We start from the raw sequence: 21,395 nt of genomic DNA, 5'->3' as shown, positions 1-21,395 counted from the left end.
CAGTTAGTGTGGCGCTCGTGAAGGCAATTCGAAGGTTTACAGTCCGTACCGTCCTCCCCGAGCCCATCCGGCCGCTGGCCCGATTGGCGACGAACTTGCGCTGGTCCTGGCACCGGCCAACCCGGGAACTCTTTGCGAGCATCAACCCCGGCCTGTGGGAGGCCGCACAGCACGACCCCATAGCCCTACTCGGATCCATCAGCCGTGAACAGCTGCAGGACCTGGCCAACAACGGCGAAGTAGTGGAACGTGTGCAGGCAGCGGCGGCGGACCTTGACCGCTACCTCAGTGAACCGCGCTGGTACCAGGGCCTCGGCCAGGACGCTCCGGCATGCATTGCCTACTTCTCCCCTGAATTCGGCATCACGGAAGTCCTCCCGCAGTACTCGGGCGGTCTGGGCATCCTCGCCGGTGACCACCTCAAGGCTGCCTCGGACCTCGGCGTGCCGCTGATCGGCGTCGGGCTCCTCTACCAGGCCGGCTACTTCAAGCAGTCCCTGTCCCGCGACGCCTGGCAGCAGGAAACCTACCCCGTGCTGGACCCGGACGGTCTCCCGCTGACCCTGCTCCGCCACCCGGCCAAGGACGGCGGCCAGGGCAAGCCGGTCCACATTTCCCTGCCGCTGCCCAACGGCCGCGAGCTTCACGCGCACGTGTGGCGTGCCGACGTCGGACGCGTTCCGCTGCTGCTGCTGGACTCCAACGTCCCCTCGAACGACGAAGCCGCGCGCGGCATCACCGACCGGCTCTACGGTGGCGGCGGTGACCACCGCCTGCAGCAGGAACTGCTCCTGGGCATGGGTGGCGTCAAGGCCCTGCGCGTCTACCAGGAACTGACCGGGACCCCTGCGCCGGAGGTCTTCCACACCAACGAGGGACACGCCGGATTCCTGGGAATTGAACGCATCCAGGAAGCCATGTCGGACCCCGAAAACCCGCTCAGCTGGGAAGAAGCCCTCGCTGCCGGCCGTGCGTCCACCGTGTTCACGACGCACACGCCCGTACCTGCAGGCATCGACCGTTTCGAGGCGCTGCAGATCAAGCACTTCTTCGACGCCGGACTGGCACCGGCGGTGCCCACGGAACGGATCCTGGAGCTCGGCCGCGAAAACTACGACGGCGGCAACCCCTCGGTCTTCAACATGGCCGTGATGGGCCTGCGTCTGGCGCAGCGTGCCAACGGTGTGGCCAAGCTGCACGGTGTGGTGTCCCGCGAAATGTTCTCCGGCCTGTGGCCAGGGTTCGACCATTCCGAAATTCCGATCACCTCCGTCACCAACGGTGTCCACGTCCCCACGTGGGTGGACCCGCGGATTTCCTCCCTGGCACGTCACCAGTTCGGGGCTGAAGCCGAAGCGTTGGGACGCTGGGACCTGGCCTACAACGTCAGCGACGAGGACGTGTGGGGCCTCCGCCGTGAACTCCGCACACAGCTCATCGAAGACGTCCGACGCCGGCTCCGGGCTTCTTGGAAGAAACGCGGAGCTGCCGATGCCGAGCTGGGCTGGACCGACTCCGTCCTGGACCCGGATGTGCTCACCATCGGCTTTGCCCGCCGCGTGCCAACGTACAAGCGGCTGACGCTCATGCTGCGCGACCCTGCACGCTTGAAGGCCTTGCTGCTCGATCCCAAGCACCCCATCCAGCTGGTCATCGCCGGTAAGTCGCACCCGGCAGATGACGCCGGCAAGAAGATGATCCAGGACCTGGTCCGTTTCACCGACGACCCCGACGTCCGGCACAGGATCGTGTTCCTGCCGAACTACGACATCGCCATGGCACGGACGCTGTTCCCGGGCTGCGACGTATGGCTCAACAACCCGCTGCGTCCCCTGGAAGCCTGCGGCACGTCCGGCATGAAGGCCGCGATCAACGGCTCGCTCAACCTCTCCGTCCTGGACGGCTGGTGGGATGAGATGTACGACGGCGAGAACGGCTGGGCCATCCCGACGGCCAACAACGGGGCATCGGCTGACGAACGGGACGACATCGAGGCCGCGGCGCTCTATGAGTTGCTTGAAACCCAGGTGGCACCACGCTTCTACGGCACAACCGTTGCCCAAGGGGCCGGAGCCGCAGGACCGTCCGAGTCCAGCCAGGAAACCGTGCCGACGCACTGGGTCTCCATGATCAAGCACACGCTCGCCCACCTCGGTCCTGCCGTTTCGGCTGAACGGATGCTGCACGACTACGTCAACAACCTCTACTGCCCGGCCGCGGTGTCAGGCCGCAGGGCTGTTGCCGAGTCCTTCAAGGAAGCCAAGGAACTCGCGGCGTGGACATCCAAGGTCCGCGAGGCGTGGCCTCAGGTTGTGGTCGAACACGTCGACTCCGTGGGTGTCTCCGAGGAGCCCCAGGTAGGCGACAGCCTCCAGGTCAACGCCTACGTCGCGCTGAACAACCTGACTCCCGACGACGTCTCCGTGGAAGTGGCCTTCGGGCGTGCGGAGGAATCCGACGAACTCGAAGACATCGTCGTGGCGGAGCTGGACCCGGTGGAGGACCTCGGAAACGGGCGGCACCTCTTCAACGGCTCGCTGGTCATCAACCGCTCAGGCTCCTTCGGCTACACCGTCCGGGTCTTCCCGAAGCACTCGGCGTTGGCGTCCAAAGCTGAACTTGGGTTGATCGCGAACGCCTAGTCCCAATCACGTCGGTGGCCCGCTTTTCCGTTGTTGCCCAACAACGGAAAGGCGGGCCACCGACGTTTTAACAGGACACAGGGGTCTTAGCCTTAGCGAATTCTTGGGGCTTGCTAGCCGCGAATGGCAATAGCGGGATCCTTGCGGCTGGCGACCCAAGCCGGGTAAATGGCGCTCACAATACCGGTGGCCGTACCCAGAAGGATTCCAACCAGCCATAGCCCTGAGGGCAACACAGGTGGCCAGGCCTGGATCCAAGACACAGAAAGCGTCGTGATGGTTCCGATGACCCCGCCTAGAGAACCCGCTGTTATTCCGACGATGAAGCCCTCAAGGATGAAGGATCGGCAAATTAGCCATCGACTAGAGCCGATCGCTCGTCGTAGGGCTATCTCGGCCGACCGGTTTTGGACGGTCAGGTACATCGAGGAAGCCGCAGTGATAATGGCCAGGAGTATGAGAACGAGGGATAACAAAGCGATGAGTGACCCGAGATCATTTGACACACCCTGCCTGATCGACTGAATATCGGCCGTGACGTCGACCCTAGCCTTACCAGGGTCGCTCGGCGAGTACGCCAGCGGTGCTACTTGGGCGATCGCCCCCGAAAAGCCCTTTTCGGTTCGAACCTGAATTTTAAGGTCCGCCCTGGAGACTGCACGCATGATGCTGGCGTCTACGAATACAGAGTTGGAGTACTCAGGGAAATTAGTACCGGGATCGAATACACCGACAACCGGTACAAGTCGGTCCTCGATCCATATGCTCGCACCGGCCACAGGCCCAGTTTTCTGACTGAACGGTATGTTGAGCGCCGTTGCTGCCTTCATCGACACCACTGCGAGTGGTCCGGCTCGTGGGTCGTCGAAGGCACTCCGGCTGTTCTGGGGAATCAGCTTGATGTCGAAGTCCTTGAAGTAGTCCTTAGAGGAGGAATGAAGCGACAAGGGCGTTTCAGGTTCGGGGTCGGAAGGTCCAACTCTAGTAATACGTACGTCTGCCGGAACTGCTGAGTACACAAAGGACGCGCCAACCACGTGAGGAACGCGGGTAATGCGGTCTACCCCGGCACGAAGCTCGTCGAAATCATCACGAAGTACAGAAGGACCGTCTCCGACGGTGATGGCCAGCCTTTCCTGTGCCGCGATCGCCAGCCGATTATTGATTGCATTCGAAGTCGTCGAACTAATACCCAGGGCACCCGTCATCCCGCCAATAGCAATCGCAAATGCAAGGATGAGGAGCATTGTTCGGAGGGTCCGGGTGGATAACGCGTTAAGTGCATCACCCCAATCGTCCACGAGGGAACGGATGAAGCAAGACACCCATGACTGCCGCTTTCGCGCAAATGTAGGCTCTGCGTGGACCGAAATCTGAGAGGGCCGCTTGGGATGATTATTGGTGCCGACGTCACTCGTGATTCGACCATCTCGAATCTGAATTCGGCGGTCCGCTTGGTTCGCGACCTCGGAGTCATGGGTGATGACAATTACGGTGACACCCTCGGAGTTGAGCTTCCGAAGATATTCAATGACCCGTCTGCTGTTGTTTGAATCAAGATTGCCTGTCGGTTCGTCCGCAAGGATGATCCGCGGTTGCGTCGCAATTGCGCGTGCTATTGCAAGCCGTTGCCGCTCGCCGCCCGACAGGAGCTTAGCTTGGCTCCCGTGCTTATGCTCAAGCCCAACGAACTTCAGCGCGTCCAGGGCAATCGCTGCACGCGCATCCATCGGCACGCCCTGGACCCGCAAACCTATAGCAGCATTGCTGATTACGCTTTCGTCACCGAGGACGTTTGAAGACTGGAAAACAAACCCGATCAGATGCAGTCGCATCCTGTCAAGGCTTCGCTCTGAAGCGGATTCGACAACCTGACCACGAATAGCGATACGGCCGGAGCTGGCCCTGTCCAACAGGCCCATGATGTTCAAAAGCGTCGATTTTCCGGAGCCCGAAGGGCCCACAACGGACACGAACTCGCCCGCTTCAATTTTCAGTGAGACGTCAATTAATGCGGAGAACTCGGCACCCGGATATGTGCGCGATATTCCTTCCAAGCTGATGGCCAATGCGTCCTCGGAGCCCGCATCTTTCGCTCTAGGTTTGAGGGCCACTGGCCGCACAATCCTCACGATATCTGGACCTCGTCTCCCTGGCTGAGTTCACCGGAAATTGCGGCAAACCCTCCCCCCGACCGAAGAACAGTGACGGGAACGCGTGTAATGGGGGCCTTCGACGTTGCGTTCCCGCCAGAGGTTTTGAGGACGTAGGTCCCTTCGGCATCCTGCCGAATACCAGATAACGGCACCGCGAGGGCCTGGGCCGCACCACCCTGACCAGCCACAGTGACGCTCAAATTGGGAGTAAACAGGACGACATCCGCCCTGTTTACCGGCTCTACCGTCACGGGATGTCCCGCACGTTGGCCATTCCCCGCATCCGTGAATGGGCCTACCCCAGTTATCCGTCCAGTCAGTTGCTTCTCCGATACCCTGACAGTAACCTCCTGCCCAGGTTTGAGCGACTCAGCTTGCTGGATCTCAGCGACGAACTCAACGTAGTTGTCGTCGGTTTGGAACGTGGCGAGAGGGGTTTGGGCCGTGACTTTTTGCCCCACCTCCAGGGCGGTGGATACAGTCACGTTGGCTACGGGGAGTGTAAGTAGCTGCTTGAATGGGATCGACAGCGAGGGGGGAATCGGCCCGTCCGGTGCCGGCTTTTCCGGTGTAGCTCCAAGTTCCGGTTCGCGGCTTGTCTCGGTGGTCTTTCGTCCGCTGCTCAAGGTGAATCCTTCGCTGGCAAAGAAAGAGGACGCAGCTTTCAAGGTCGCGCTGTCTACGTGACCAGTTTCGGGGGTGATGTACCCCATCTGGACAAGCGCCCGTTGGAGAGCCAACACGTCGTCTCCCTCATCTCCTTGCGAAAGATCGCGGTACAACGGGAGCGGACCCGGTAGAACGAAATAGGGCTTGCCAGAAACCACACCCACAAGATCGCCCCACTTTAACGTAGCTCCCGCCCGAAGCGTTTGCCGCACGACAATCGGCTCTTGTCCCTCCAAATCGATGAGGATCGGCACTGTGGGGCCAGCCTTTACAACTCCGGCAAACGTAAGGCGGTCGTCGACGATACGGTTTTCAACCGTCGCATAGACAGGAACTTCAGCCAGAGAATCCTCGGGACGAATAACTTCTGACTGATCAAAGATTCGGCCAGCCACCAAGCCCACCCCAGCGGAAATGATTGCGGTCACTGCCACCAGAATGATCAGCCACCGTCGCGAGAGCCTGCTCAAGCCAGCGGTCGCGATCGCTTTCTCCTGGGGCTGGACATCATTCACTGCATCTCTTTCAACAACTTCTCAGCGGCGTCTACGTACTGCTGGCTCTTCTTCTTGAGTTCCGTAAGTACCGCCTCATCCTGCCTGATGAGCGGCACTTGGTAGCTTGCTTGAATATCACCGAGCGTTTGGGTTAGTCGTACTTCCTGATTGCATTCGGCTTCAATCGTGGCGAGTCGGACACCCTCAGCAGCGTCCGACTTCGACGGGTTACGCTGATCTATCCTCCCCTGCAGATCAAATGACTGCTGGCTGGACCACTTCGCTTTGGTGGGGTCTTGTCCCGGCGTCAAGCCGGCAGCCGAGATGCAATCGTCCCAATCGCCTTTTGCATCGTTCCAGGCATCAGTTTCTGATGCCATACTCAAACTTTTCAAGGCAATCGCTGCTGCGGCGCCACCGTTCATCAGATCGTCTGGCGGAGTAATTTCATCCATCTTGCTCTTTTCACTCGAAAGACACTCGTACCTGGCCGCCCCCCAAGGGCCCGCCTCATCGTGTACCTGGCTCGATTGTGCCTCCTCGCCAATAAGCCGGAAGCCGTACTTCCTCACACGATCAACATTCCATACGCCAAAGTCTCGATTCTCTGGCTCAGGATATGCTGCATTCGGATCATCATTGAAGCCAAACTTCCGCATGCAATTGGTCATGATCACTTCTCTCGCAAGAAGGATTCGAGAACGATCATGGGCTGATATTCTATATGCGTCAACCGGGAATACAATCAAGGAATTCTCGTAATCTAGATTTACTCTTCCAGATGGGTCCGGGGTGATTGAACTACCCGGGGCCCCGGAACAGGCTGAAACAATCAAAGCGACGCCCATGGCCAGCGGGCCGACCACACTTCGTGCCCAGCGCACCCTTCGTACAGGAATTCTTCGCGTCACTGTGCCGCCTCCAATCTCGCCTCTTGCGCCTCGACCGAGCAGCCGAGCCTCCTATCGGACAGCCACTTTGACCTGTCGATTTTCTGATCGACAGGCCAAAGCGTGGTGCTGCTCGCTCTACGACAAGCGAACAATGGGTTAGGTTCAGCCCCGGTGGAAGCTGCTGATATTGTCGTTCCACGTACCAAGGAAGGGCACATACCAACCCATGGCGCTATAGTCGTTCGCGCTGCCGAAGCCAGCTCCGCCGTAGTTGATGTCCTGCCACCAGGTTACGTAGTAGCCGAAGTTCTTTACCGAACTTGCCTTGTTGTCAAACGACCCCATCCAAGTCGAATAGTCAGCTCCGTACGTAGCGCCGCCGTAATCATTGTTTTCATAAAAGATACTGGCATTCGCTGACTGGCTGGCGGTAAAGAGTGCCCCGGCGGACAGTGCAGCCACAGCAGCCACCCGTGTAATCTTTTTTATATCTTGATCCTCATTTGGCTAGTGCGATATGAGGTCAGCAATTGACTCGGCGCGTTCCCCAATACGCAAGTGACGAGGCGCACAGTCGCCTCTCCCAAAACGTATCGCTCAGGATGCTTAAATACAAACTTTCGAAACAAAGAAAAATTCGATCGAAATATTCAATTTTTCACGTCACGATTAGCTTGCGCGGGCAACTTAACCTTTATGGACGGTTGTAACAACGCTCGTGGGAACCGATGCCCACTAGGTCGGTTCGCTGCAAGGTCATTCCGGGCGGTTCCTGTCCGGGCGTTGGCCGGCACGGAAGGTATGTTTGCGCTGTTAGTGCTCGAAAACTGCGATGATCGCCAGGTCACGACCTGCGTAGCGCTCTGCGTCCTGCAGGATTTCGCACACGACGCCGAAGGAACGGTCCGTGCGGTAGGCGGCGGGGACCTGCCAGATCATGGTGACGGGGCTGCCGTCGTCCTCTGACAGGGCATCTGCGTAGTCGTGGAGGGAATCGTTCAGGGCATCCAGGTTCACGCCGTAGTACTCGGGGAAGTCCAGGACCTGGCCAAAGACCTCCAGGACTGCCTGCTTGGTGGTTGCCGGTGGCACCAGGACTGTCCTGCGGCCGGCGTCGGAAACCTGCTCCTGCAGTTCCTCCACGGTCCAGGTGTCTGCTGAGTAGATCTTCATGGGCTCCTCTATGTGTCCTCGGCTACTTGTCCTCGACGATGAACGCGAACGACTCGTAATGGTCCGGCGTGTAGTACTTCGCGGCATCCTTACCCACGATGATCCGCCGCGCTCCACGATCCGATTCCCCCGGCGTGGGCACTGTGTACTCCTTGTAGAAACCCCCAGGCTTCTTGGGCAGCAGGCCCTCGAAATTGCCGAAGTTCACGCCGTCACGGTCGTAAGGATGCGGCCCCCCTTTGGCGATCAATGCCAGAGTTTGGCGGGCTTCCTTCGGCAGCTGCGAGGCGTTGATGGAGGGCAGGCCGGAGGGGTTTTCCACAGCCGGCGGGGCCGTGGTCTTGCCAGGCACGGCGGCCGTTGACGTGGGCACAGGGCCAGGTGTCGGCGTCGTGGTTTGGACGCTTGGCGCCGGTGAAGGCGCCGTCAGCGCGCCTCCGCCCACCATGGCAACAACCAGCACGACGACGGCGATCACCAGTCCCGCGAAAGCCACCAGTTTGCTGCGGCTGCGGTTCATGCAGAGAACTCCCTGTGCTTGGTACCTAGGTGCGGTAGATGTTGATGGTGTTGGCTTGCAGGATATCCCGCTCGCCGCTGGCCACCAACGCGCCCTTCCGGCGGTCGTGCAGCACCGAGGTGGTGAAGCGCAGTTCGAACATGCGCTTGCCGATGCCCGACTCACTCAGGATTTCCGGAAGCACCATCTTGACGTCGTGGTTGTTGCCGTTCACCACAATCAGCCCGCGGATCTCGCTGTCCTCATGGCCCATCAGCAGCTGGACGGCACGAACACCGGGATCGTTCCAGCGTGCCGGCGTCATCCGCTGACCCTTGTCATCGAACCACTGAAGGCTGGAGCTGTTGGCTTGGCCGGGGAAGCTCTCCGGCTGGTGGCGGAGGAACCAGCGGCGCAGCCTGACCAGCTCCCGGGTGGTCCGGAACATGGCGTTGGCTTCCTGGGTCCGGCTCCAGTCCAGCCAGGCCGTGGGGTTGTCCTGGCAGTAGGCGTTGTTGTTGCCCTGCTGGGTACGGCCCAGTTCGTCACCGGCAGTGATCATGGGAACACCGATGGAGATCAGCAACGTGGCCATCAGGTTCCGGATCGACAAGGCCCGCGCCGCAACGATGGCCTCGTTCTCACTACGGCCTTCCACCCCGTGGTTGTAGCTGCGGTTGTCTCCGTGGCCGTCGCGGTTTTGCTCGCCGTTGGCCTCATTGTGCTTGCGGTCGTAGCTGACCAGGTCCTTGAGGGTGAAGCCATCGTGGGCCGTAATGAAGTTCACTGACGCCAGGCGCGTGCGGCCCGAGGAACCGAAGAGGTTTGCGGACCCCGCCATCAGCTCGGCCAACGACGCCACCGAACCGCCCTGGCCACCGGCTTCCATGGCGGCACGGTCCGAAAGCCAAAAACTGCGGACACCGTCCCGGAAGTGGTCGTTCCAATCAGACCAACCCTGCGGGAAGCGGCCTGTCTGCCAGCCGCCGTAGCCCACGTCCCACGGCTCGGAAATCAGCTTGACCTCGGACAAAACCGGGTCCTCCGCAATGGCCTGCAGGAAGGGGTGGCGGGGATCGAAGGTGTTTCCGGCGTCGCGGCACAAGGTCACGGCGAGGTCGAAGCGGAAACCATCCACATGGAACTCGTTGACCCAGTAGCGCAGGGAATCGAGCGCGAGGTCCACCACAACGGGTTCGCTGAAGTCCAAGGTGTTGCCGCACCCCGTGGTGTCCAGGTAACGGCCATGGGCATCATGGCGGTAGTAGCGCTTCTCCCCCAGACCCCGGAAGCTCAGGACAGGTCCGTCGGGGCCGGCTTCTGCGGTGTGGTTGTAGACGACGTCGAGGATGACTTCGATCCCCGCTGCGTGCAGGAGCTTCACCATGCCCTTGAGCTCGTCCTGCACGGCATGTGGACCTGCATTGCGTGCAGCTTCCGTGGCGTAGTCGGCGTGCGGAGCGAAGAAGGCCGCGGTGTTGTAGCCCCAGTAGTTGGTCATACCGAGGTCCTGGAGGTGCGATTCATCCAGGTGGAAGTGGATGGGAAGCAGCTGCACCGCAGTGATGCCGAGCTCGGTAAGGTGTTGGATCATCACGGGATGCGCCATGCCGGCGTAGGTGCCGCGCAGGTGCTCGGGAATCTCCGGGTGGAGCATTGTCTGGCCCCGGACGTGGGCCTCGTAAATGACGGATGTCCGCATCGGGGTACGCGGCGGCTGGTCGTTGCCCCAATCGAAGCCAGTGTCCACGTGGACGCTTGTCAGGAACTCGCCACGTTGGTCCACGGCCCGCCCGTAGGGGTCCAGCAGCAGCGGCTGCCGGTCGTCGTCGTCGAGGTCCAGCGCCGGAACCGGCATCGGAAGCCCGCCCTCGGACGGCGCGGCCCGGAAGCCGTAGCGCGTTCCCGGAGGCAATCCGCCGACCAGCCCGAAATGCACGTCATTTTCCGTGTTGGGAAGGATCTGGGCACGCCATGATTCGCCCGGTGCTTGGAACACGATCTCCACCCGTTCCAGGTCCGGTGCGAAAACAGCCACGTTCACTTCATGGTTTTGCGCTCTCTCCGCATGAGGAAGAGCGGGCTGGGGTGCGCTCAGTCCGAGGGGTCGTGGCCGTGAGGCATCGACGGCGGCTTCTGTGTCAAAGATAGGCATAACCATTGAAGGCAAGTTTAGTTCCACGCCCGGTATGTGCGGCCTTGGCGGCCCATATGACGACGAACTGCCTCCTGATTTCATAACTTGGCATACTGGGAGGCAGAGAATTGGAGGTTCTATCGTGCGCGTGGCACTCGCCCAAGTCATCTCCGGCCGCGACCTGGCCGAAAACCTGCGGCTCCTGGAGGAGTATGCACGGCGCGCCAAGGACGGTGGCGCCGAGCTGGTGGTCTTTCCCGAAGCCATGATGCGCGCGTTCGGAAACTCGTTGCTGGACATCGCTGAGCCCCTGGATGGGCCGTGGGCGGCCAAGGTTCGTGCCCTTGCGGAGGAACTGCAATTGGTCATCGTCGCGGGCATGTTCACACCCGGCGCTGCTACGGAGACCGGAGCACCGCGTGTACGCAATACCCTTCTGGCCACCGGCCCGGGCGTGGAGGCCAGCTACGACAAGGTCCATCTTTTCGACGCTTTTGGCTTTGCGGAGTCGGACACCGTTGAGGCCGGTACAGAACCAGTAACGTTCGACGCCGGTGGCCTCACCTTCGGATTGGCCACCTGCTACGACATCCGGTTCCCCGCCCTCTTCACTGCCAACGCGCAGCGGGGTGCTGTAGTGAACATTGTGTCGGCATCATGGGGAGCCGGTCCGGGGAAGGCCGATCAGTGGCAACTCCTGGCCCGGGCGCGGGCTGTGGACACCACCACGTTCGTCCTCGCGTGCGGCCAGGGCGATCCCGCCACCCAGGGCGTCGAAGCCAAAGGCGCGGCACCCACGGGAGTCGGGTACTCCGCCGTCGTGTCTCCCTTCGGGCAGGTCCTGGAAGCCCTCGACGGCGAACCTGGGCTGATCTTCGCAGATCTCGACGCCTCCGTGGTGGACGATGCCCGTCAGAAGCTCCCGGTCCTGGCCAACCGCCGCAACTTCTAACTCCCAGCGAAAGCACTCCAGCCGCCGGAACCGGCCCACGAAGTGCCGACGCAGCGCTGGAAATACGGCGTTTGCGGCGTCGGTGCCCGGAAGCATGCGTCTAAGCGAGGGACGAGCGAGCATGCGGAGGGCGGCGACGCCGCAAACATCCACCAATTAGGCGGAGCGCTGCCTTGACACTTCGTACAGCGAAATTCCGACGGCCATGGATGCATTGAGCGACTCCATGGCCGAGTCGATCGGGATGGAGACGATCTGGTCGCAGTTTTCGCGAACCAAACGGCTCAGGCCCTTACCCTCGGAACCAACCACGATGCAGACCGGTTCGGTGGCAACCGTGAGGTCGGGCAGTGAGACATCGCCATCGCCATCCAGTCCGAGGACGTAGATGCCCATGTTCTTGAACTGCTTGAGCGCGTTGTTGAGGTTCGACGCGCGGGCTACCGGTACGCGGACAGCGGCACCGGCGCTGGTCTTCCAGGCGGACGCCGTAACGCCCACCGAACGACGCTCGGGCACGATCACGCCGTGGCCACTGAAAGCGGACACGGAACGGATGATGGCGCCGAGGTTGCGCGGATCGGTAATGCCGTCCAGTGCCACGAAGAGGGGTGCGTTGGAAATGTGCCCCTTCTTCCATTTGGCCACTGTTTCCTCGGCGAGCTCGTACGCGTCTTCGTACTCGTACGGCGGGATCTGGAGAACGAGCCCCTGGTGGACGGCGTCCTCGGTCATCCGGTCCAGCTCGGGCTTGCCGGTCTCCAGCAGCGGGATACCGCGCTCGGCTGCGAGCTTGAGGGATTCCTTGACGCGGTCATCCATTTCGATGCGGATGGCAACGTGCAGCGCCTTGGCCGGGATGCCCGCGCGCAGGGCTTCCACCACGGAGTTGCGGCCAGTGACCAGTTCCTCGGTGGCGCGGCCCTTCGGACCCGAGCGTGCGCCGCCGCTGGGACGTGCGGCTCCGCGCTTGGCGGCCGAACGCTCCGCGAGCTGCTTGTTCTTGTAGGCCTTGTGGTAGACGCGGTCTTCCGCCTTGGGAGTGGGACCCTTGCCTTCGAGAGCCTTGCGGCCGTGACCTCCGGTACCAGCGGAGGGGCCCTTCTTCTTCTTGACCGACCGGTTACCGTTGTTGGCCATGGGGTTCCATCCTTGATTTTGTGAGTAAGTCTGGAATCAAGTCTACTGACCCAATGCAATTCGGCCGCAGTGCCGCTTTGTCAGTCGCGCTTGAGGCTCCAGCTGGCGCCGTCCGCACCATCTTCGACGACGACGCCGGCAGCGGCGAGCGTGTCGCGGATGGCATCGGACGCAGCCCAGTCCTTGCCGGCCCTGGCTGCGGCGCGGGCCTCCAGCTGCGCTTCGACGAGGACCTTCAGCGCAGAGTGCTCACGGCCTTGCTCGGCTTCGGGCTGCTTCACTGCGTCCAAACCGAGCACCTCGGTCATGGAGAGCACGCTGTACAGGGCTGCCTTGGCGGCTTCCAGGTCACCCGCGGCCAGCGCAGTGTTTCCTGCCCGGACGGTTTCGTGCAGCACACCGAGGGCCTGGGGAACGTTGAGGTCGTCATCCATGGCGGCGCTGAACGCGGCCGGCATGTTGGCCTGAGGTGCCACGTCGGTCCGTCCAGGGACTTTGGCGGACGCTTTCGAGATGAACCCGTCAATGCGTTCGACGGCGGCCGCAGCCTCCTGCAGCGAGGTGGGCCGGTAATCCAGCACGGACCGGTAGTGGGCCTGGCCGAGGTAGTAGCGGACCACGCGGGGCGAGGCGAGTTCCAGCATCTCCGCCGGGCTCACGGTGTTCCCGATGGACTTGGACATCTTTTCGCCCTCGTACGTGACCATGCCGTTGTGCATCCAGAAGTTGGCAAAGTCATCACCGGCGGCCTGGGACTGGGCCATCTCGTTCTCGTGGTGCGGGAAGCGCAGGTCCAGTCCCCCACCGTGGATGTCGAAGCGCGTCCCCAGGTATTTGGTGACCATGGCTGAGCACTCGAGGTGCCAACCAGGCCGGCCCGCACCCCAGGGAGAGTCCCACTTGGCAGTGACTGGCTCGCCGTCCTTGAAACCCTTCCACAGCGCAAAGTCGCGGGGGTCGCGCTTCCTGCTGATGAATTGGGCTTCGACGTCCGTGGCGCCTTGCATGTCATCGATGTTCTGACGCGTCAGCGAGCCGTACTTGCTCCAGGAGCGCACGTCGAAGTAGACATCGCCGGATCCGTCAGGGGCGGCGTAGGCATGGCCTCGGTCCATGAGGCGCTGGATCAAGGCGTGCATCTCCGGGATATGTCCTGTGGCACGGGGTTCGTACGTTGGACGCTGCACACCCAGGGACTCGTAGGCCTTCTCGAATTCCTGCTCGTAGCGGTAGGCCAGGGCCCACCATTCCTCCGCCTGGCGGGCCGTTGGTTCGGAATCCCACTCCGGCTCGAACGACTGCGCGGACTTGGCCAGGATCTTGTCGTCGATGTCCGTGACATTGCGCACCACGGTAACCCGGAGGCCACGGAATTCGAGCCAGCGGGTCAGCTGGTCAAAGGCGATCGCCGACCTGACGTGGCCCACGTGGGGCATTCCCTGGACTGTGGCCCCGCAGTAGTACACGCTGGCCTTGCCGTCTTCGAGGGGAACGAAGTCGCGGACTTCGGCGGAGGCGGTGTCATAAAAGCGCAGGGTCACCGCTCCAGATTAGCCGATGACGCGGCGTGACCTGCCTACTTGCAGTATTCGCCGATCTTGTTGAACTGAACCTTGAGTTTTTCCTGCTGCTCCTGCGTGGCCGCACCCAGCGACGATGCGGCGGCCTTGTCCATGATCGCGGCCATCTCCTTGATGGGATCGCCGATTTCGGGCGCTACCTTTTCCGCGATCTCGTGATAGTGCTCGGCAAGCTGCTTCGACTGCTGCTGCTGGTTGCCGTCCGGCTTGAAGGCATCGTTGTTGAGGAAGTCGCAGCTGGCTTTGACGTCCATTCTGGGCGTCCCTGCACAACCTCCCAGAAGGAGCGCGGCGGCCAGGGCGGCCGGCAGCACCACTGCGGAACGCACGACGCCGACGCTTGGTCTACGCATGGGGCGCACCTTTCGCAGGACCCGGGTGGGAGGAAGCAGCAACCGCGTAGACCAGGGCGGTGGCCACGGCCGAAATACCTTCGCCGCGGCCTGTGAACCCCAGGCCGTCGCTGGTGGTTGCTGTGACGCTGACCGGGGCCCCGGCCGCTTGGCTGAGGACTTTCTGCGACTCTTCCCGCCGTGGCCCGAATTTGGGACGGTTGGCCACGAACTGGACCGCCACGTTTCCTATCTCGAAACCTGCCGCTCGAACGATCCGGGCCGCTTCTGACAGGAGCGTCACGCCGGAAGCGCCTGCGTACTCGGGCCGGTCCGTGCCGAAGTGTGTGCCAAGATCACCGATGCCGCACGCCGAGAAGAGGGCATCAGCGGCAGCGTGCGCGACGCAGTCGCCGTCGGAATGCCCTGACAGTCCCTGTTCGCCTTCCCAGTGCAGGCCGCCCAACCACAGCGGCTGGGGGTCGTCTTCGGGAGCGAAAGCGTGGACGTCGATCCCGATGCCGGTCCGCGGCAAGATCATGTTCTCCAGCGCCATCAGCCCTCCACCCAACGCATTCCCAACGGACCTTCCAGGAGCCCTTCGGCGATGATGAGGTCCAATGGCGTGGTGATCTTCAGGGACTGGCTCGCCCCCCGGACAGCATGGACCGGGACACCGAGGAGTTCCACCAGCATGGCGTCGTCGGTTACTGCTGCAGCCTGCTTGTCGTCGAAGAGTTCGGCGGCCTGGTGGGCCCGTTGCAGGGTGGCCAGCTCGAAACCTTGGGGGGTCTGGACGGCCCGGAGCTGTTCCCGGGGAGCTGTGCCCGTGACAACTTCCGGTGCAATCGAGGCATCCGAACGATCCGTTTCAGCGACGGTCTTGATGGTGTCAACCACCGGCATCGCGGGAATCACAGCCTTGGCACCGGACGACAAAGCATCGGCAACCCGTTGAAAGACCCGCTCCGGGGCCAGGGCCCGGGCAGCGTCATGGACGAGGACGAACTCGGTACCGTCTTCCAAAGCAGCCAAAGCGGCGCGGACGGAATCCGCGCGGGAGGATCCGCCGTCGACGACTGTCACTTCAGGACCACCGTCCACCAAGTCCACCGTGAAGTCCGCGATCGAAGCGCGCAGCGCGGTGTCACCCTTGGGCACGGCCACGCAGATCTGACGGGCGACGTCGGAGGCGACAACTCCGCGCAGGGCGTGCATCAGGATGGTTTCGCCGCCCAACGGAACCTGGGCTTTGGGCATGCCGTAGCCGAGGCGCTCACCGGAACCGGCGGCAACCACAATCACGGCCGTAACGGCGCGCTTGGAAGGATGAGTCATGGGCACAAGGGTATGCACGATATGGGTAAAATACCCACATTCCGGCTTAGTCCGCCGCTGATCAGCCTTGAGGGCAAAAAGAAACCCGGCGGCGCTTTCGCACCACCGGGCATCAATTCTTAGGAAGCCAAGACCTCGTCAAGAACGCTTGCAGCCTTCTCTTCGTCTGTCTTCTCAGCCAGGGCCAGTTCTGAAATCAGAATCTGCCGAGCCTTGGCAAGCATGCGCTTCTCACCAGCGGAAAGGCCGCGATCGTGATCACGACGCCAAAGATCGCGGACGACCTCTGCCACCTTGATGACATCGCCCGAAGCAAGCTTCTCCAGGTTTGCCTTGTAACGACGTGACCAGTTGGTGGGCTCTTCAGTGAACTCGGCGCGGAGAACATCGAACACGTGCTCCAAACCGTCCTTGCCCACTACGTCCCGGACCCCAACAAGGTCAACATTCTCTGCTGGAACTTCAATGGTCAGATCACCCTGAGCCACCTTGAGCTTGAGATACATCTTCTCTTCGCCCTTGATGGTGCGCATCTTGATTTCCTCAATTTTTGCTGCACCGTGGTGAGGGTAAACTACTGTCTCGCCGACCTCAAAAACCATGTGGACTTTCCCCTTTCCCGCAGACTAGTCTATCACGATTAAGGCATACGACTGGCATCGAACGGCCCCCTCTCCCGCGCCAATACTGGGAAAGAGGCCCTAAACGGGTTCATCCAAGCTCTTGACGTATTGGCTGAAAGATGCATCAGACAGGTATCCCTGGGACCGCGGCTTCTCCGTCGCCTCCGCCACAAAGCCCTCACGAATCCTTGTTTTGGGCCGTTTGCCGATAGGCTATGGCTGAAAAAGTTTCCAATGACTCTAGGAGTAGGTGTCGTGCGCATTTCTGCGATGAACACTGTCCAGCGCGGCAAGCTGGCAATTGCGGCCGCTGCGATCGGCGTCGGTCTTCTGTCCGTTACCGGCTGCGGCTTCGTCAACGCCCAGCAGACTTCGCACCAGTACTCGGCTTCGGACGGGGTCAGGGCCGACCTCGGCAAGCTCCAGCTGCGGAACATGCTGATTGTTGCTTCCGGCGAAAAGGAGCCCGGCCGCGTCATCGGCGCTGTGTTCAACCAGTCAAACTCCGACGCCACCGTGACCTTCAGTGGTGCCAACGGCGCCCAGACGGAAATCCGGGTCAAGGCAATGTCGGAAACCTACCTCAACGACACCGCCGACCCCGCCATCCTCAGCACCGCGGGTGTGATCCCGGGCGGACTGACCCCCGTGACGGTCCGCAGCGGATCCGACTCCACCACGGTCAACATCCCGGTAGTCAACGGCACTCTCCCGGAATACGCCAAGTACCTGCCCAGCCCTTCGGCAACCCCCAGCGGCTCGGCAACTCCCGGCGCAACTGGTACCGAGTCCGGCTCGGCAACCCCGTCTGCCACCACGAGTTCCGCGGCCGGCCACTAAGCCCCGCGCTAAGAACGACACAAAGGAAGGGTCCCGCCGCGGCGGGACCCTTCCTTTTTGCCATGTGGTTCTGGGGGTTGCCCGGTTCTGGGGGTTAGGGCTCGAACTTGTAGCCCAGGCCGCGCACCGTCACCAGGTAACGCGGCGCGGACGGATCCGGCTCGATCTTGCTGCGCAGCCGCTTCACGTGCACATCCAGGGTCTTGGTGTCCCCCACATAGTCCGAACCCCACACGCGGTCGATGAGCTGCCCGCGCGTCAGGACGCGGCCGGAGTTGCGCAGCAGCATTTCCAGCAACTCAAATTCCTTCAAGGGCAAGGAAACTTGCTCGCCGTTGACGCTCACCACGTGGCGCTCGATGTCCATGCGAACCGGGCCCGCCTGAACTGTGGACGTAATGAGCTCCTCGGGCTCGCCCTGCCGGCGCAGGACCGCCCGGACCCGGGCCACCAGCTCGCGGGACGAGTAGGGCTTGGTGACGTAGTCATCCGCCCCCAGCTCCAGCCCCACCACCTTGTCAATCTCCGAGTCCTTGGCGGTCAACATGATCACCGGGACGCTGGAGCGCTGGCGCAACTGACGGCACACTTCTGTCCCCGGGGTTCCCGGCAACTGCAGATCCAGGAGGACCAGGTCTGCGCCGTTACGGTCAAACTCCACCAAGGCGTCGCTGCCGTTGTCCACCACCTCGACGTCGAATCCCTCCTTGCCCAAAAGGTAGGACAGGGGGTCGCTGAAAGACTCTTCGTCCTCAACTATCAAAATCCGGCTCAAGCGCTGGCTCCTTGTTCTCGGGCGCCGCTGGCGCCCCCTTGCTGATTCACGTGCTGGGGTTGCTGGGTAGCGGGTTCACGTTCGACGGCGACCGGGCCACCTGCGGACCCAACGGCGACGGCCGCGGTGGCTACGGAAGGCGGAAGGCCGGCGTCGTTGTCCTGCTCTTCCATCTCCGGCAAGCGGATGGTGAAGGTGGAGCCCTGGCCGGGCTGGGACCAAACGGTCACTTCGCCGCCATGGTTGGAGACCACATGCTTGACGATGCTGAGTCCGAGGCCGGTGCCGCCTGTGTGCCTGGAGCGCGCAGCGTCAACGCGGTAGAAGCGTTCGAACACCCGCTCCTGGTCCTCGGGCGTCAAGCCTTCGCCCTGGTCGGTGACCGAAATGGCTACGACGCCTTCACGCGTCCGGACACCGACGCCCACGCGGGTGTTCTCCGGCGAATAGCGGATGGCATTATCGATCAGGTTTCGCAGGGCCGTCACCAGGAGATCGCGGTCGCCGAACACCAGGGAGTCGGAGTGGCCGCCCACCACTATCTGGATGTTCTTGCTTTCGGCCGGAAGCTGCGAACGGTCCACAGCCTCGGTGATCACCGTGTTGATGTCCACCCTGTTGCCTTGCTGCGCAACGTTGGCGCCCTGAAGGCGGGAGAGTTCGATGATGTCCTGGACCAACGCGGCCAGCCGGCCGGATTCCTTGTGCATCCGCTTGGCGAAACGGCGCACGGCTTCTTCGTCATCGGGCGATGCCTCCAGTGCCTCGGCGAGGAGGGAGATCGCGCCGACGGGGGTCTTGAGTTCGTGGGACACGTTGGCCACGAAGTCGTTCCGTATCTCCTCGGTGCGGGTGATCTCGGTGCGGTCGTCGGCCAACAAAACGATATATTCCCAGCCGAGCATGGCCGCCCGGACCTGGACCACAATGGTTCCTTTACCCAAAGGGCCACGCGGGAGTTCGTATTGTTCCTCCAGGATCACGCCGTCACGGCGGACCTTCGCGGTCATGTCCAGGAGCTGTTTGTGGACCACCGTGTGTCCCCGGACCAGGCCATAGGCGTAGGCGGCAGGGCTGGCGCGGACGACTCCATCGATAGCGTCCACCACGACGAACGCACGGCCGACGACGGCAAGGACTTCCGCTGCACCTTCAGGGAGCAGTGGCTCGGTGACATCCAGATCCACGATGCTGCGCTGACGTTCGCTGATCCTGAAAGCGAGCATGCCAAAGACGCCCAACGACAAGCCAACCAGGCCTGCAATGACACCTATAAGCAACGGATCCACGTCTCCAGCTTATGCTGTGGAATCAGGCCGAAGCATTGATCAGGCGCCAATCGTCCACGGTTCAACTAACGTTCATCTAAAGGTGCCAAACAGTTCATGGGGCCCTGACACAGTTACTGGTTGGACTGCCAATGGTTTTGAAGTCCGTCCCCGTCCCGGGACAGGATTTCCAAGGAAAGGACGCCTTAGTGCGCAAGGTTTTTCAAGAGGAGCTCACCCAGGTAGGTGACGACCTCATCGAGATCTCCAAGCTGGTTCACGAAGCAATCACGAAGGCCACAACGTCCTTCGAAGGCGCCGACGTGGATCTTGCTCAGGATGTCATCGCGGCAGATGCCCGGATCGACTTCCTCCAGAACAGCCTGGACGAGCGCGCCATCGACATCCTGGCCCTCCAAGGTCCCGTAGCCAGCGACCTGCGCATGATTGTCGGCTCGCTCCGCATGAGTGCTTCGCTCGAACGCATGGGTGACCTCGCCCGGCACGTGGCCCAGCTGGCACGCCTCCGCTACCCCGCAACGGTGATCCCGGCTTCGCTGACCCAGACCTTCAAGGCCATGGCCCAGCATGACATCGAGATCGTCGCGAAGGTCATTGAACTTCTCGAAACCCGCGACCTCGAAGTGGCCCGCGACATCCTCAAGATCAACATCGCCGTGGACGATCTCCACCTCAGCGTCTTCAAGGCAATCGCTTCGCCGGACTGGAGCGAGTCAGCAGCCACCACCGTGGACGTCGCGCTGGCCAGCCGCTACTTCGAGCGCTTCGCCGACCACGGTGTTTCCGTGGCCCGCAAGGTCACCTACCTCGTGACCGGCGAATGGCAGCCCGAGGGCTTCTAGCGCTCAAACTGCAGAACATACGACGGCGGCCGGTCACCTTCCTGCGAAGGTGACCGGCCGCCTGCCTTTTACTGCGGCGCAGCGCGTTCTTCGGCCGAAATGCGTCCAAGGGAGGAACGACCGAGCATCCGGCGAAGAACCGCGAAGCCTTATTTTTTGCCCTGGTTCGCTACCGCGAGGATGGCCTCGGCCGCGGCGTCGGGATCCAGGTAGGTTCCGCCGGGGGTGACGGGCTGGAAGTCTTCATCGAGTTCGTACACCAGCGGGATGCCTGTGGGGATGTTCAGGCCGGCGATGGCGTCGTCGCTGATGCCGTCCAGGTGCTTGACCAGGGCGCGCAGGGAGTTGCCGTGGGCCGTGACCAAAACGGTCTTGCCGGCCTTGAGGTCTTCCTTGATGTCCGATTCCCAGTACGGAAGGAGACGGACCAGGACGTCTTTGAGGCACTCGGTGCGCGGCAGGGCGTCGCCGAGGTCCTGGTAACGGACGTCGTGTGCCTGGGAGAACTCGCTGTCATCGGACAGCGGCGGCGGCGGGGTGTCGTAGCTGCGGCGCCATTCCATGAACTGCTCTTCGCCAAACTCGGCAAGGGTCTGGGCCTTGTCCTTGCCCTGCAAGGCACCGTAGTGGCGTTCGTTGAGGCGCCAGTCACGCTTGACCGGGATCCAGCCGCGGTCAGCCTTGTCCAGGGCCATGTTGGCCGTGTTGATGGCGCGCTTCAGGAGGGAGGTGTAGAGGATGTCCGGGAGGATGTTGTTCTCCACCAGGAGCTCCCCGCCGCGCACTGCTTCTTTGCGGCCTTGGTCGTTCAGGTCAACGTCCACCCAACCGGTGAACAGGTTCTTGGCGTTCCATTCGCTGTGGCCATGGCGCAGCAGAATCAGCTTGTAAGTCATGGTTTTCATCCTAGCCGAGCGGCCCCCTGCCCCGCCCGGCGTTACGGGGTTCCCGCCGGGATCAACAGCAACGCGGGGTCACTTATGGCCCATCCAACGCCGCGGAAGGGGCCATAAGTGAC

Annotated in this window: 20 protein-coding genes; 4 read left to right on the top strand and 16 right to left on the bottom strand. The window is 62.0% G+C overall.

The window, feature by feature from the left end; genetic code table 11:
- Positions 1-17: 17 nt before the first annotated feature.
- Positions 18-2,642, top strand: a complete 2,625-nt coding sequence (gene glgP / locus ACFVSI_RS21380) for an alpha-glucan family phosphorylase (protein ID WP_387828287.1) — start codon at positions 18-20, stop codon at positions 2,640-2,642.
- Between the two features lie 113 nt (positions 2,643-2,755).
- On the opposite strand, the gene ACFVSI_RS21375 is transcribed toward glgP, so the two are convergent.
- From ACFVSI_RS21375 to glgX, 7 genes are all read right to left on the bottom strand, one after another.
- On the bottom strand, positions 2,756-4,756 hold the full coding sequence (locus ACFVSI_RS21375) for an ATP-binding cassette domain-containing protein (protein WP_387828284.1): 2,001 nt from the start codon (positions 4,754-4,756) through the stop codon (positions 2,756-2,758).
- Positions 4,757-4,770: 14 nt separating this feature from the next.
- A complete protein-coding gene (locus ACFVSI_RS21370; RefSeq protein WP_387828282.1) occupies positions 4,771-5,982 on the bottom strand; it encodes an HlyD family efflux transporter periplasmic adaptor subunit in 1,212 nt (403 codons plus the stop codon).
- Positions 5,979-6,635 (bottom strand): hypothetical protein, encoded by a 657-nt coding sequence (locus tag ACFVSI_RS21365; RefSeq protein WP_387828280.1) that lies wholly within the window; start codon positions 6,633-6,635, stop codon positions 5,979-5,981. The genes ACFVSI_RS21370 and ACFVSI_RS21365 overlap by 4 nt, the downstream gene beginning before the upstream one ends.
- A 384-nt stretch (positions 6,636-7,019) precedes the next feature.
- Positions 7,020-7,328 (bottom strand): hypothetical protein, encoded by a 309-nt coding sequence (locus ACFVSI_RS21360; protein ID WP_020608525.1) that lies wholly within the window; start codon positions 7,326-7,328, stop codon positions 7,020-7,022.
- Between the two features lie 342 nt (positions 7,329-7,670).
- A complete protein-coding gene (locus tag ACFVSI_RS21355) occupies positions 7,671-8,030 on the bottom strand; it encodes a barstar family protein (protein ID WP_274262808.1) in 360 nt (119 codons plus the stop codon).
- Between the two features lie 22 nt (positions 8,031-8,052).
- Entirely contained in the window at positions 8,053-8,550 is a 498-nt protein-coding gene (locus tag ACFVSI_RS21350; RefSeq protein WP_387828276.1) for a ribonuclease domain-containing protein, read from the bottom strand.
- A 25-nt stretch (positions 8,551-8,575) separates the two neighbouring features.
- Positions 8,576-10,690 (bottom strand): glycogen debranching protein GlgX, encoded by a 2,115-nt coding sequence (gene glgX, locus ACFVSI_RS21345; RefSeq protein WP_387828273.1) that lies wholly within the window; start codon positions 10,688-10,690, stop codon positions 8,576-8,578.
- Between the two features lie 118 nt (positions 10,691-10,808).
- Here glgX and ACFVSI_RS21340 point away from each other — a divergent pair, with 118 nt between their 5' ends.
- Entirely contained in the window at positions 10,809-11,618 is an 810-nt protein-coding gene (locus tag ACFVSI_RS21340) for a carbon-nitrogen hydrolase family protein (protein ID WP_387828270.1), read from the top strand.
- A gap of 156 nt (positions 11,619-11,774) precedes the next feature.
- Here ACFVSI_RS21340 and rlmB read toward each other — a convergent pair whose 3' ends face one another.
- The 6 genes from rlmB to ACFVSI_RS21310 all read right to left on the bottom strand — a co-directional run bounded on the left by rlmB (position 11,775) and on the right by ACFVSI_RS21310 (position 16,610).
- On the bottom strand, positions 11,775-12,758 hold the full coding sequence (rlmB, locus tag ACFVSI_RS21335; protein ID WP_387828267.1) for a 23S rRNA (guanosine(2251)-2'-O)-methyltransferase RlmB: 984 nt from the start codon (positions 12,756-12,758) through the stop codon (positions 11,775-11,777).
- A gap of 80 nt (positions 12,759-12,838) precedes the next feature.
- On the bottom strand, positions 12,839-14,299 hold the full coding sequence (gene cysS / locus ACFVSI_RS21330) for a cysteine--tRNA ligase (RefSeq protein ID WP_387828264.1): 1,461 nt from the start codon (positions 14,297-14,299) through the stop codon (positions 12,839-12,841).
- A 35-nt stretch (positions 14,300-14,334) separates the two neighbouring features.
- Positions 14,335-14,691 carry a hypothetical protein gene (locus ACFVSI_RS21325; RefSeq protein WP_387828261.1) on the bottom strand — a complete coding sequence of 119 codons (357 nt, stop codon included), beginning with the start codon at positions 14,689-14,691 and terminating at the stop codon, positions 14,335-14,337.
- Positions 14,684-15,226 carry a 2-C-methyl-D-erythritol 2,4-cyclodiphosphate synthase gene (gene ispF, locus ACFVSI_RS21320; protein WP_387828258.1) on the bottom strand — a complete coding sequence of 181 codons (543 nt, stop codon included), beginning with the start codon at positions 15,224-15,226 and terminating at the stop codon, positions 14,684-14,686. The genes ACFVSI_RS21325 and ispF overlap by 8 nt, the downstream gene beginning before the upstream one ends.
- On the bottom strand, positions 15,226-16,008 hold the full coding sequence (gene ispD / locus ACFVSI_RS21315) for a 2-C-methyl-D-erythritol 4-phosphate cytidylyltransferase (RefSeq protein WP_387828255.1): 783 nt from the start codon (positions 16,006-16,008) through the stop codon (positions 15,226-15,228). Before ispD ends, ispF begins: the two co-directional genes overlap by 1 nt.
- Positions 16,009-16,127: 119 nt before the next feature.
- Positions 16,128-16,610 carry a CarD family transcriptional regulator gene (locus ACFVSI_RS21310; RefSeq protein WP_009357288.1) on the bottom strand — a complete coding sequence of 161 codons (483 nt, stop codon included), beginning with the start codon at positions 16,608-16,610 and terminating at the stop codon, positions 16,128-16,130.
- Positions 16,611-16,901: 291 nt separating this feature from the next.
- Here ACFVSI_RS21310 and ACFVSI_RS21305 point away from each other — a divergent pair, with 291 nt between their 5' ends.
- Positions 16,902-17,471 carry a hypothetical protein gene (locus ACFVSI_RS21305; RefSeq protein WP_387828301.1) on the top strand — a complete coding sequence of 190 codons (570 nt, stop codon included), beginning with the start codon at positions 16,902-16,904 and terminating at the stop codon, positions 17,469-17,471.
- Positions 17,472-17,565: 94 nt separating this feature from the next.
- Here ACFVSI_RS21305 and ACFVSI_RS21300 read toward each other — a convergent pair whose 3' ends face one another.
- Together ACFVSI_RS21300 and ACFVSI_RS21295 are read right to left on the bottom strand one after the other, a co-directional pair.
- Entirely contained in the window at positions 17,566-18,246 is a 681-nt protein-coding gene (locus ACFVSI_RS21300; RefSeq protein WP_020608526.1) for a response regulator transcription factor, read from the bottom strand.
- Positions 18,243-19,526, bottom strand: coding sequence for a sensor histidine kinase (locus ACFVSI_RS21295; RefSeq protein WP_387828298.1), 1,284 nt, complete (start codon positions 19,524-19,526; stop codon positions 18,243-18,245). Before ACFVSI_RS21295 ends, ACFVSI_RS21300 begins: the two co-directional genes overlap by 4 nt.
- Before the next feature lie 197 nt (positions 19,527-19,723).
- On the opposite strand from ACFVSI_RS21295, the gene phoU reads away from it, so the two are divergent.
- Positions 19,724-20,377, top strand: coding sequence for a phosphate signaling complex protein PhoU (gene phoU, locus ACFVSI_RS21290; protein ID WP_144661628.1), 654 nt, complete (start codon positions 19,724-19,726; stop codon positions 20,375-20,377).
- Between the two features lie 149 nt (positions 20,378-20,526).
- Here the strand turns inward: phoU and ACFVSI_RS21285 are convergent, their stop codons facing one another.
- Positions 20,527-21,273, bottom strand: coding sequence for a phosphoglyceromutase (locus ACFVSI_RS21285; RefSeq protein ID WP_387828252.1), 747 nt, complete (start codon positions 21,271-21,273; stop codon positions 20,527-20,529).
- Positions 21,274-21,395 lie beyond the last annotated feature (122 nt).

The organism is Paenarthrobacter sp. NPDC057981 (genome assembly GCF_042886835.1).
GTDB lineage: Bacteria > Actinomycetota > Actinomycetes > Actinomycetales > Micrococcaceae > Arthrobacter.
This window is presented reverse-complemented; position numbering and strand designations above follow the sequence as displayed.

Bases quoted from the DNA above. Each gene is read 5' to 3' on its own strand.
- ACFVSI_RS21305 (WP_387828301.1), top strand. From the start codon at position 16,902: ATGAACACTGTCCAGCGCGGCAAGCTGGCAATTGCGGCCGCTGCGATC.
- ACFVSI_RS21355 (WP_274262808.1), bottom strand. From the start codon at position 8,030: ATGAAGATCTACTCAGCAGACACCTGGACCGTGGAGGAACTGCAGGAG.
- ACFVSI_RS21285 (WP_387828252.1), bottom strand. From the start codon at position 21,273: ATGACTTACAAGCTGATTCTGCTGCGCCATGGCCACAGCGAATGGAAC.
- ACFVSI_RS21325 (WP_387828261.1), bottom strand. From the start codon at position 14,691: ATGCGTAGACCAAGCGTCGGCGTCGTGCGTTCCGCAGTGGTGCTGCCG.
- ACFVSI_RS21310 (WP_009357288.1), bottom strand. From the start codon at position 16,610: ATGGTTTTTGAGGTCGGCGAGACAGTAGTTTACCCTCACCACGGTGCA.
- ACFVSI_RS21350 (WP_387828276.1), bottom strand. From the start codon at position 8,550: ATGAACCGCAGCCGCAGCAAACTGGTGGCTTTCGCGGGACTGGTGATC.
- ACFVSI_RS21365 (WP_387828280.1), bottom strand. From the start codon at position 6,635: ATGACCAATTGCATGCGGAAGTTTGGCTTCAATGATGATCCGAATGCA.
- rlmB (WP_387828267.1), bottom strand. From the start codon at position 12,758: ATGGCCAACAACGGTAACCGGTCGGTCAAGAAGAAGAAGGGCCCCTCC.
- ispD (WP_387828255.1), bottom strand. From the start codon at position 16,008: ATGACTCATCCTTCCAAGCGCGCCGTTACGGCCGTGATTGTGGTTGCC.
- glgX (WP_387828273.1), bottom strand. From the start codon at position 10,690: ATGGTTATGCCTATCTTTGACACAGAAGCCGCCGTCGATGCCTCACGG.
- ispF (WP_387828258.1), bottom strand. From the start codon at position 15,226: ATGGCGCTGGAGAACATGATCTTGCCGCGGACCGGCATCGGGATCGAC.